Raw genomic sequence first — 7227 nt, forward strand, 5'->3', positions numbered from 1 at the left:
GCGGATGATCTCGGGGCCAGGGGTACGGAAGAGGTGGCCGCTGGGACGGGACGGCGGCGCTGCGACGGCGGAGGCGGCCGGACCTCGGAGACGGCGGCGCGCGGACGGCCGGCGCCTGCACCGCACCCGTCCACGCGGAGTGGAGCGGTCTCCTGGCGCCCGCTCAGCGGCCCCGGGTGCCGTGCCGCTGCCGCAGCGCCGCGACCTGGCGGTACAGCTCCACCGCCTCCGCTCCCCTGCCGAGCTGTTCCAGACAGTGCGCCTCGTCGTTGCGGGCGGCCAGCGCGTCCGGGTGGGTGGGCCCCAGCACCCGGTCACGGGCGTCGGCGACCTGGCGGTAGACCGCCAGGGCCTCGCCCCAGCGGCCCAGCCAGCCCAGGCCGACGGCGATCTCCCGGCGGCTGACGAGGGTGTCGGGGTGGTCGGGGCCGAGGACCCGTTCACGGAGCGCGCAGACATCACGGGACTCGGCGAGCGCCTCCTCCCAGCGGGCGAGCCTGCCGAGATTGACCCCGAGGCCGTGCCGTGCCCGCAGGGTCTCCGGGTGCCGCGGGCCGTGGACACGGGTGTGGTCCGCGACGAGCGCCCGGTACAGCTCCAGCGCCTCCGCGCTGCGGCCGAGCCGGCCCAGGCCGATACCGACCTCGTAGCGGGCGGCGAGACTGTCGGGATGGTCGGCGCCGAGCGCCTGGGCACGGGCCGTCGCGACCTCGTGGTACGCGCCCAGCGCCTCCTGCCAGCGGCCCAGCAGGCCGAGTGTGTAGGCCACTTCGTACCGGGTGGCCAGCGTGTCGGGGTGGTGGGAGCCGAGCACCCGCGCGCGGGCGACGGCCACCTCGTGGGCCAGCCGGTGTGCGTCCTCCAGCCGGCCGAGCCGGCTGAGGTTGTACGCCAGGTTGTGGCGGCAGCGCAGGGTGTCCGGATGGTCGGGCCCCATGGTGCGTTCACGGGAGGCGAGCACCGCCGTGAACACCTCGTGCGCCTCGAAGTGCCGGCCGAGCTGCCCCAGGACGTACGCCATCTCCTGACGGGCGGTGAGCGTGTCCGGGTGGTCGGCGCCGAGACTGCGTTCCCGGCCCTCCACGACCCGCGCGAACTCGCGCAGCGCGTCGGCCGTCCGCCCGGTCCTGCTGAGGGTGAACCCGACCTCGTACCGGCTGCCGAGGGTGTCCGGATGGTCGGGGCCCAGGGCGTGCTCGCGTTCGGCCGCGACCGCGCGGTGCACCTCGCCCGCCTCCTCCCAGCGACCCAGCCGTCCCAGGCTCAGACCGGCGTTGTGCCGGCTGGCGAGTACGGCGAGCTGCTCGGGCGACGGGGTCGGCCGTGCCCGCTGCGTGTACATGCCGGTCGCGATCCTGGGGTCGACGGGCGCGGTCCACTCACCCGTCAGACCCGCGGTGTGGTCGGGCGGGGTGGGCCGCAGGACGGACATGCCGGTCGCCTTGTGCCCGGTCGTCATCCCCCGGGTCCAGGAGGGCAGACGGGCCCCGTCCGGCAGCGGCTCGGAGCGGCCGGTGAAGGACGGCGCGGCACCGTGGTCCGCCCCGGGCGGGGCGGGAAGGGTGTGCCGGGTGTGGCCGCCGGGATCGCCGTACCGGCTCGGGACCGCGCGCGCTCCGCTGATCCTGCGCCGGAGATCGCCCGCGTCCGAGGGCCGTTGGTCGGGGGTCTTGGCCAGCAGGTCGAGCACGATCCGGTCGAGGAAGCCGGGCAGTTCGGCGCGGTGGCCGCTGGGCGGTTCCGGGACCGTGTCACGGTGGCCGACCAGCACCGCCCAGGCGTCGCCCAGATCGAACGGCGGGGCGCCGGTGGCGATCTCGTACAGCACACATCCCAGCGAGTAGAGATCGCTCCGGTGGTCGACGTGCCCGCCGCCGATCTGCTCGGGCGACATGTAGTGCGGGGTGCCCATGGCGATGCCCGTACCGGTGAGCCGGGAGGAGAAACCGATGTCGTGGCCGAGGCGGGCGATACCGAAGTCGCAGATCTTCACCGTGCCGTCGGTGAGCCGCATGATGTTGGCGGGTTTCAGGTCGCGGTGGATGATGCCCTGTTCATGGGTGTAGGCGAGCGCGTCCGCGATCTGCTCCGCGATGTCGACGATATCGGCCACCGGGAGCGGGCGCTGCTGGTTGTCCTCCAGGAGCTGGCTGAGGTTGCGGCCTTCGAGCAGCTCCATGACGAGATACAGGACGCCGTCGTGCTCGCCGAAGTCATGGACCACCGTGACGCCGCGGTGCTGGAGCGCGGCGGCGACCCGCGCCTCGCGGCGGAACCGTTCCCGCATGACACGGGTGAACGACGTGTCCTGCTGGGGTCCCAGCGGCTTGAGGCACTTGACCGCGACCCGCCGGCCGAGCGACTCGTCGCGCGCCCGCCACACCTCGCCCATCCCCCCGCGCCCGATCAGATCGAGCAGCCGGTAGCGGCCCTGGATCAGCCTGGTGTCCGCCATCGCGTGCTGTCGCCCCCGTCCCCTCGCTGCGCCCTCCCCGGCCCGTCCAGTATGGCCGCCCGGCCCTGGAGTGTGTACGGGCCGGGACGGGTGTCGGGGCCGAGCCTCGCCATCGCCCGGAGGATGTGCTTGGGCGGGAGCTGCCAGCGCACCCGCGCCGGGATACGGCGGAGCAGCTTCCCGGCGGTGGTGAGCCGGCCGGTGACGGTATCCGGCGCGGGGACCGCCCTGCCGTACAGCGCGTGGGCGAACGGCGGCAGGGCCTGGTAGGCGAGCGAGGCCACCCGGTGCCAGAGCAGTTCGCGGGCCGGGACCAGCAGCGGGTGGGCCGGCGGCCTGCGCAGGAAGTCGTCGACGTCCCGTGCCTCGGGCCCGCACCCCAGCTCGGGACGGACCCCCGCGAAGTAGCCGGCCAGCTCCGCGGTGGTGGCGGGTGCCAGGTCCGGGTCCAGGCCGACCAGCCGGGCCGCCACGCGCTGCTCGGCGACATAGCGGTCGGCCTGCGCGTCGCTGAGCGGGATGCCGGAGCGGCGCAGGACATGGAGGTACGAGTCGGCCTCGGCGCAGTGCACCCAGAGCAGCAGCGCGGGCTCGTCGACACCGTAGCGCTCCCCGGTGGCGGGGTCGGTGGCCTGGAGGAGCCGGTGGATACGGCGGACCCGGGCACCCGCGTGCTCGGCGGCCTCGGTGGTGCCGTAGCTGATGGTGCCGACGAAGTGGGCCGTACGGCGCAGCCGGCCCCAGGCGTCCTTCCGGAAGTCGCTGTTCTGTGTGACGCCCCGTACGGCGCGCGGGTGGAGCGCCTGGAGATAGAGGGCGCGGATGCCGGCGATCCACATCATGGGGTCGCTGTGCAGGTGCCAGGTGACGGAACCGGGTCCGAAGAGCCCGGGGTCGGCGGTCCGGCCGTCGGGCCCTCCCGGATGACCGGGCCCGACGTCAGGACCGGGCTTACCGTAACCCTCACGTTCAGGGTGAGAGTTCCCTTCCGGATGACCGTCGGGCTCACGGTGAGAGTTCGTGCCGCCCATGTCCGTCCTCCCCGCCGCGCGCTCGCTCCGTCCGCCACGCCACCGGGGCGGTACGGCCAGGCTAGGGCCTCTCGTTCGGATCTCGCTGGGCTCGCGCGCACCGGACCCGGCCGTCTCCCGCCCGGCCTCACGGGCCCGCCGCCTCCGGACGGCCTTCCCCCCCCCGGACGCCGCGCGGACACGCGTCCGGCGTAGCACGATGGCTGCATGATGCTGGCACCGCTCGCCCGTGTCTCCCGGGAGGTCGCCGGGACCTCGGCGCGGTCCCGGAAGATCTCCCTGCTGGCCGGAGTGTTCCGTACGGCGGGGCCCGACGACGTGCCCGTCGTCATCCCGTATCTGGCCGGGCGGCTGCCCCAGGGCCGTATCGGCGTCGGCTGGAACGCCCTCAAGGACCCGCCTGCGCCCGCGGACCGGGCCACCCTGACCGTGCATGAGGTGAACGACACCTTCACCGCCCTGGCGGCCGTCGCGGGTCCCGGTGCGCAGGGCGAGCGCCGGCGGCTGGTCCAGGCACTGCTGGCCGCGGCCACCGAGGACGAGCAGCGCTTCCTGATCGGACTGGTCTCCGGTGAGCTGCGGCAGGGGGCGCTGGACGCCGTCGCCGTCGAGGCGCTCGCGGAGACCTCGGGCGCGGCGGCCGCCGTGGTACGGCGGGCGGTGATGCTGGCGGGCTCGCTGCAACAGGTGGCGCAGCGGCTGCTGACCGAAGGACCGCACGTACTGGAGGAGTTCCTGCTGACCGTGGGCCGGCCCGTCCTGCCGATGCTCGCGCAGAGCGCCACCGGTGTCACGGACGCGGTCGGGCGGCTCGGGGACTGTGCCGTCGAGGAGAAGCTGGACGGCATCCGGGTGCAGGTGCACCGGGAGGGAGCGACGGTACGGATCTTCACCCGCACGCTCGACGACATCACGGACCGGCTGCCCGAGGTGACGGCGGCCGCCCTCGCGCTGGACGGCGACCGGTTCGTGCTGGACGGCGAGGTCATCGCGCTGGACGAGAACGGCAGACCGCGGCCGTTCCAGGAGGTCGCGGGCCGGGTCGGCTCCCGTACCGATGTACGGACAGCGGCGGCGGCCGTCCCGCTCTCCCCCGTCTTCTTCGACATCCTCGCGGCCGACGGCGAGGATCTGCTCGATCTGCCGGCCGCGGAGCGGTACGCGGCGCTGGCGCGGCTGGTGCCCGAGCCGATGCGGGTACGGCGGATCGTCGTCCCCGGACCGTCCGGTGCCGCCGCCGGGGAGGAGTTCCTGCGCGAGACCCTGGCCCGGGGACACGAGGGCGTGGTGGTCAAGGCGCTCGACACCCCGTACACCGCGGGCCGCAGGGGCGCGGGCTGGCTGAAGGTGAAACCGGTGCACACGCTCGATCTGGTGGTACTGGCCGCCGAATGGGGACACGGCCGGCGCACCGGCAGACTCTCCAATCTGCATCTCGGCGCACGGCGTGAGGACGGCTCGTTCGTGATGCTCGGCAAGACCTTCAAGGGGCTGACGGACGCGATGCTGGAGTGGCAGACCGGGCGTCTGCGGGAGCTGGCGGTACGGGACGACGGCTTCACCGTGACCGTACGCCCGGAGCTGGTGGTCGAGATCGCGTACGACGGGATCCAGCGGTCGTCCCGGTATCCGGCGGGGGTGACGCTGCGCTTCGCCCGGGTGCTCCGCTACCGGGAGGACAAGCCGGCGCAGGAGGCGGACACGGTGGGGACGGTACTGGCGGCACACGGCCGGGACGCCGGACAGCGTGAGCGGGGCTGAGGCGCCCCGGCCGTGGGCCTGGGGACGGTGGTGCGGCGGGGTCGGTGGGAAGGGAAGCAGCGCTTCCGGCGGGGCGACGGGGAAGGGCCCGGCCGTGGCGGCGGTCGTACGGCGATGGCCCCGGGCCGGAGACTCTCCCGGCCCGGGGCCCCGCGCCTACTGGGCCGTGCCGCGCGCCACGACCGACGAGAGCACCGGCTTCAGCCCGTGCCAGTCGGCCGAGATCAGGCTCGCGTTCCGCTGGGCCAGCAGGGCCAGCCGGTCGCGGGCCTGCTGCTCGGTGGGGCTGGTGCCGTCGATGGCGGGCGCCACATTGTGCGCGTCCGTCATCAGTACGAAGTAGTTGCGCTGCGCGTACCAGGAGGTGTCGATGGCGCCGCCCGCGAAGGTGGAGGCGTCGCCGTCGAAGAACACGAACCAGGGGCGGATGGAGGCGTCCGTGTACCGGGTGCGCGGGTCGCCCGCCGACGCGTTGTGGACGGCGGGGAAGGCCGCCGCCTCACGCAGCCGGCCCGCCGCCTTGAGGTCGCGCAGATAGGTGGCGTATTCGCGGTCGGTCCACAGGGTGTCGAAGGGGTTCTGCTCCTCGACCGTGCCGGGGATGAGTTCGACGATGAACTTGCCGGCCATCTGCGCGCGGGTGGGCCAGGCGCCGGCCTGGGCCGCCTGGTCGAGGTCGCCGTGGCCGCCCACCAGGTCGGCGGGGCGGTAAAGCGCGTCACCGAGCTTGCTGGTGAGCAGGGCGTCGAGGGCGGCGGGGCCACGGCCCGCGGTCGCCAGGAAGCCGTCCTTGAGTTCGAGCTTGAGGACGATGGGACGGTGACCCGGGTTGGCGTCGTGCCAGACCTTGATGTCGGCGAGGCAGCCGGCCAGATCGCGGTTCTGCGCCTTGGTGCGCAGCTCGCTCGCGTTGGTGGCGTTCACACAGTTGTTGTCGTTGCCCAGCGGGTTGCTGTGCGAGACACGCCAGGAGGCGCCGAACACATTGGTCCACAGGTCGAGTTCGAGCATTCCCGCGCCGGAGTCCAGAGCGTCCGCGAAATAGGGGAAGGTGGCCTTCTCGTACGCGTTGTGCACCCCGACCCCGGTGGTGGAGGGATACGGAAGCTGACCGGGGTCGGCGGCCTGGGCCGGGCTGGTGACGTAGGCGAGCACGGCCACGGCACCGGCCGCGACGGCGGTGCGAAAGAGCTTTGCCATATCCCTTGTTCCTCCCGCTGAGCATGTCTTGGGCATGTCAACCGAGAGGGAGCGTAGGGGAATTCGGTGACCAGCGGGAGGACGCGAGCTTACGGTTGCGCAGGCCGCCGGGGGCAGCGAAAAGCGCCCCGCGCCGCGAGAGACGGCGGGGGCGCGCTGATCAGAGCGGGAGGCTGAGGGTAGGCCCTGAGCGTCGGCCGGGACATCAGTCCGACGCGCTCACGGGGCGGAGGACCGGAGCGGCCGGCGGCCCGGACGCACCACGGCGCCCGGTTCGAGAGCCGGACGCGAGGTCAGGGAAGCTGTTCCTCGACGGCCGCGCGGCCCCTCTCGGCCAGTCGGCGCCTGGCCCACTCGATGCTCTCCGGGGTGAGATCGCGGCCCGAGGCCAGAGCCAGGTCTTCCGCCGTCACCTCGGCACCCGCGGTGTGCAGCAGCCGGTCCGGAGTGATGCCCTCGTGCCCCTCCGGCCGCGCAGCGGACTCTGCGTTCATGCCGCCTCCTCGTTCATCCGGTGAGCCCATTCTCGTGCTCACCGGTCCCCGCCGCATCCCCGGCATCGGCTAGGACTTGTCCGGTCGATCATGTGACTGCTTCGTGTGCGGGTCGTTGGTGTGTGCATGGGGCGGGGTGATCTGAGTGATGCGGAGTGGGAACGGCTGCGGCCGTTCCTGCCGGTCGGTAACGGACGTTGTGGCCGGTGGCGGGATCACCGGCAGGTGATCGACGGGATTCTGCACCGGGTGCGGACGGGGGTGCAGTGGCGTGACCTGCCGGAAC

The 7227-nt window shown here is 73.4% G+C and carries 6 protein-coding genes; 2 read left to right on the forward strand and 4 right to left on the reverse strand.

All coding sequences use genetic code 11. The features are described from left to right. Window positions 1-163: 163 nt before the first annotated feature. Together ACFYYH_RS25070 and ACFYYH_RS25075 are read right to left on the reverse strand one after the other, a co-directional pair. Window positions 164-2455, reverse strand: a complete 2292-nt coding sequence (locus ACFYYH_RS25070) for a tetratricopeptide repeat protein (protein WP_388555103.1) — start codon at window positions 2453-2455, stop codon at window positions 164-166. Further along, on the reverse strand, window positions 2437-3312 hold the full coding sequence (locus ACFYYH_RS25075) for an oxygenase MpaB family protein (protein WP_388555136.1): 876 nt from the start codon (window positions 3310-3312) through the stop codon (window positions 2437-2439). The genes ACFYYH_RS25070 and ACFYYH_RS25075 overlap by 19 nt, the downstream gene beginning before the upstream one ends. 381 nt (window positions 3313-3693) lie before the next feature. Here ACFYYH_RS25075 and ACFYYH_RS25080 point away from each other — a divergent pair, with 381 nt between their 5' ends. Beyond that, window positions 3694-5247 carry an ATP-dependent DNA ligase gene (locus ACFYYH_RS25080; protein WP_388555106.1) on the forward strand — a complete coding sequence of 518 codons (1554 nt, stop codon included), beginning with the start codon at window positions 3694-3696 and terminating at the stop codon, window positions 5245-5247. A gap of 156 nt (window positions 5248-5403) precedes the next feature. On the opposite strand, the gene ACFYYH_RS25085 is transcribed toward ACFYYH_RS25080, so the two are convergent. Together ACFYYH_RS25085 and ACFYYH_RS25090 are read right to left on the reverse strand one after the other, a co-directional pair. After that, the gene (locus ACFYYH_RS25085) at window positions 5404-6447 is read right to left on the reverse strand and encodes a phosphatidylinositol-specific phospholipase C domain-containing protein (RefSeq protein ID WP_388555109.1); all 1044 of its coding nucleotides are present in this window, start codon (window positions 6445-6447) and stop codon (window positions 5404-5406) included. A 293-nt stretch (window positions 6448-6740) separates the two neighbouring features. Further along, window positions 6741-6941: a hypothetical protein gene (locus ACFYYH_RS25090; RefSeq protein WP_388555112.1), complete on the reverse strand. Its 201-nt coding sequence runs from the start codon at window positions 6939-6941 to the stop codon at window positions 6741-6743. Window positions 6942-7067: 126 nt separating this feature from the next. On the opposite strand from ACFYYH_RS25090, the gene ACFYYH_RS25095 reads away from it, so the two are divergent. Further along, window positions 7068-7227, forward strand: a 160-nt coding sequence (locus tag ACFYYH_RS25095; protein WP_388555139.1) for a transposase, incomplete at its 3' end; no start/stop codon positions are given.

The sequence above is a fragment of the Streptomyces sp. NPDC002018 genome (genome assembly GCF_042890865.1).
Classification (GTDB): domain Bacteria; phylum Actinomycetota; class Actinomycetes; order Streptomycetales; family Streptomycetaceae; genus Streptomyces.